The 518-nt window shown below is 45.8% G+C and carries 1 protein-coding gene; it reads right to left on the bottom strand.

The window, feature by feature from the left end:
- A partial coding sequence (locus R7R78_RS29475) for a hypothetical protein (protein WP_225475007.1) occupies positions 1 to 518 on the bottom strand: 518 nt, incomplete at both ends.

The following is a 518-nucleotide window of genomic DNA, read 5'->3' as shown; positions in this document are numbered from 1 at the left end:
TTTTCATCCGTACAGTAGTTCTCAGCTTGCTGCACTGCTGCTGCAAAAAAAGGAACCGACAGTGACTTCGAGACATTCTGGAAAACTTTGGTTCCTTCTTCGTAACTCACCTCAGCGCTTGGTGCCAAGGTACTAAGAAGCTGACCATAATTTTCCACACATCCCTCTATCGCATATTGAATACATGGTTGTGCTGCAGGCACCAGCTCTTTCGAGAACTGCTGAGTAAAACTCTTAGATTGAGAGAGAAATGGGTAAGATAGGATTAACTGCTGACCCAGACCAATCGCATCATCTTTTGCTCCAGATGCGACATAGTGTTCAAACGCTCCCAACGCCGCATTTTGAACTAGGCTTTCCCACTCGCTATTACGTTGAGATGGACGAATATCTTCCGCATGCGCTAATAGCTCGTTCCAATTTTTAGAGCCGTTCAATGCCTTTAAGTCGTCCATGGTGTAACGAGCTTCTTCACCGACCACGGCAAAGCTGACGGACACCATGAATAACGACAATAA

It is taken from the genome of Vibrio sp. 2134-1, assembly GCF_033339495.1.
This window is presented reverse-complemented; position numbering and strand designations above follow the sequence as displayed.